3 protein-coding genes and 1 pseudogene are annotated in these 2,231 nt (G+C 75.0%); 3 read left to right on the top strand and 1 reads right to left on the bottom strand.

Going from position 1 to position 2,231, the window contains the following annotated elements; all coding sequences use genetic code 11:
- Positions 1-672 (top strand): response regulator (locus HTZ82_RS09400; protein WP_175408856.1); only part of this gene is annotated, 672 nt, incomplete at its 5' end.
- Positions 673-873: 201 nt separating this feature from the next.
- The gene (locus HTZ82_RS09395) at positions 874-1,485 is read left to right on the top strand and encodes a helix-turn-helix transcriptional regulator (RefSeq protein WP_175408857.1); all 612 of its coding nucleotides are present in this window, start codon (positions 874-876) and stop codon (positions 1,483-1,485) included.
- A 10-nt stretch (positions 1,486-1,495) separates the two neighbouring features.
- Here HTZ82_RS09395 and HTZ82_RS09390 read toward each other — a convergent pair whose 3' ends face one another.
- Positions 1,496-1,867: an RICIN domain-containing protein gene (locus tag HTZ82_RS09390; protein WP_217623854.1), complete on the bottom strand. Its 372-nt coding sequence runs from the start codon at positions 1,865-1,867 to the stop codon at positions 1,496-1,498.
- 45 nt (positions 1,868-1,912) lie between these two features.
- Between HTZ82_RS09390 and HTZ82_RS31770 the strand changes: the two are divergent.
- Positions 1,913-2,231: pseudogene (locus tag HTZ82_RS31770) on the top strand (hypothetical protein); the annotation flags it as partial.

Here is a 2,231-nt window from a genome sequence, read left to right as displayed (position 1 = left end):
CGGGTGCTGGTCGTCGAGGACGACACCGTCGCGGCGGACGCGCACGCGCTGTACGCGGGGCGGGTGCCCGGGTTCACCGTCGTGGGCGTCGCGCACTCGCGCACCAAGGCCGTGCGGCTCCTGGAGCGGACGCCCGTCGACCTGATCCTGCTCGACCTCTATCTGCCCGACGGCCACGGGCTCCAGCTGCTGCGCGCCCTGCGCGCGGGCGGCCACTCCGCCGACGTGATCGCCGTGACGTCCGCCCGCGACCTGGCCATCGTTCGCGAGGGCGTGTCCCTGGGCGTCGTCCAGTACGTACTGAAGCCGTTCACGTTCGCCACGCTGCGGGACCGGCTCACCCGGTACGCCGAGTTCCGCGCGGCCGCCGGCGAGGCGTCCGGGCAGGACGAGGTGGACCGGGCGCTCGCCGCCCTCCGTGCGCCGCAGCCCGCCGCGCTGCCGAAGGGCCTCAGCGGCCCCACGCTGTCCGCCGTCACCCGCACCCTGCGCGAGGCACCCGCCGGGCTCACCGCGACGGAGGCGGGCGCGGCGGTCGGCATCTCGCGGATCACCGCCCGCCGCTACCTGGAGCACCTGGTCACGGCGGGCCGGGCGGAGCGCAGCCCGCAGTACGGGCAGATCGGCCGCCCCGAACTCCAGTACCGCTGGATCACCGAGCAGCCCCGCTGACGTATGGCGCTGACATATTCTTTAATTACCCCCGAGTAGGGGCGATCTGGACGTTCCTCCAACATTCGGCGTTGGTTGAACGCACCGTAGCCAGGTGTCACCCTGCGCACCTAGCTTGTGCGCGTGCACCCCTCCTCGCTCTCCTCCCCGACTCCCCCGTTCAACGCGCTGGCGGCGCGCCGGCTCCGCGAGGCCCTGGGCATGCTGCCCGGGCACGTCGCGTACGGTCTGCGCGCGCAGTACGGGCTGAACGTCCCGCCCGACACCGTCGTCGCGTGGGAACGCGGTCTGGCCAGGCCCGACACCCGTGAGCTCACCGCGCTCGCGGGCGTGCTGTGGTGCGCGCCGGGCGAGCTGCTCGCCAACGCGACGACGCTGCGCGAGCACCGGATGACCCGCGGCATGGCCGCCGACGACCTGGCCCGCCAGATCGGCGTGGACGTCAAGGCGTACCGGAAGATGGAGGAGTCCGGCCGCTGGCGCGGCAACGAACGCCAGACGGCGGCGCTCGCGGAGGTGCTCGGTCTCGGCCCGCGCGAGCTGCTGTCCGCGACCGGCAAGGAAGAGGAACTGGCGGAGGTCCTGCGGGACGCGGCGAGGACGCGCTGGCAGGCGTACGTCCGCCCGGCGGCGAAGCTGCTGCCGCTGCGCCGCCACCACCTGGAGGACGTGCTCCAGCAGTTGCACGCCGACTACCAGGCGCGGATGGTCGCCACGTTCAGCTGGGGCGACTCCGGCGGCAGCGGCGGCGAGGCGGGGCGCGAGTACCTGGAGCAGATCCTCGACCACTTCTGGGCCCTGGCGCGCCTGTAGGCGGTCGTCGTCACTCCGCGTCGAAGCTGAAGAGCTGCCCGGCACCGTCGGCGGCGCAGGGCTTCTGCACGACCTCCGCCCACGGCGCGGTGGCGGCGTCGGTCACGGTCAGGCAGAGCCCGGAGTGCGCGGCACGGATACGGTGGCCGCGCGCCGGGTCGCCGTCGAGGGTCTCGATACGGAAGGCCTCGCGGTCCCCGCGCCGCCCGCACTCGGAGTCCTCCAGGGGCGCGCCGTCCTGCTCGGCGGGCGACTCCACGGTGATGCCGGAGCAGCCGGGCCCGAAGTCCGGGTGATGGGACCGTAGCCGCCACAGGCCGCCGTCGAGGCGGGCGAGCGAGTAGCGCGGCACGGCCGCGTCCGCGCACGGCACCTGGTACACGAGGCCGCTCCGGTTCCCGGGCCGCTCGTTGAGGCACAGCCCGGAATGCACGGCCCGCACGAGCACGGGCCCGGCCGCGGGCCCGCGCACAGCGGCCTGATGGCCCGCCTCGTCATCGCCCCGTACAAACGCCACCACACTCCCCGCGGCCACGGCCAGAGCGACCCCGCCCACCAGGGCGACAACCCCCCACCCGACTCCACGCCCCGCCCTGGCCCCGCCACCGGACCCCCCGGCGGAGTCCCCGCCCATAGCCGCAGCACCCGTCGCGTCACGACTCCCGCCAGGGGCACCGCCCCCGCTCGGCGCCGCTTCGGGGGCGGTGCACGGCCCCGTACCGACCCGGTCGGCGCCCGCACCGGGG

The sequence above is a fragment of the Streptomyces sp. TRM64462 genome (assembly GCF_013362995.1).
Taxonomy (GTDB): Bacteria; Actinomycetota; Actinomycetes; order Streptomycetales; family Streptomycetaceae; genus Streptomyces.
This window is presented reverse-complemented; position numbering and strand designations above follow the sequence as displayed.

Bases quoted from the DNA above. Each gene is read 5' to 3' on its own strand.
- HTZ82_RS09395 (WP_175408857.1), top strand. From the start codon at position 874: ATGCTGCCCGGGCACGTCGCGTACGGTCTGCGCGCGCAGTACGGGCTG.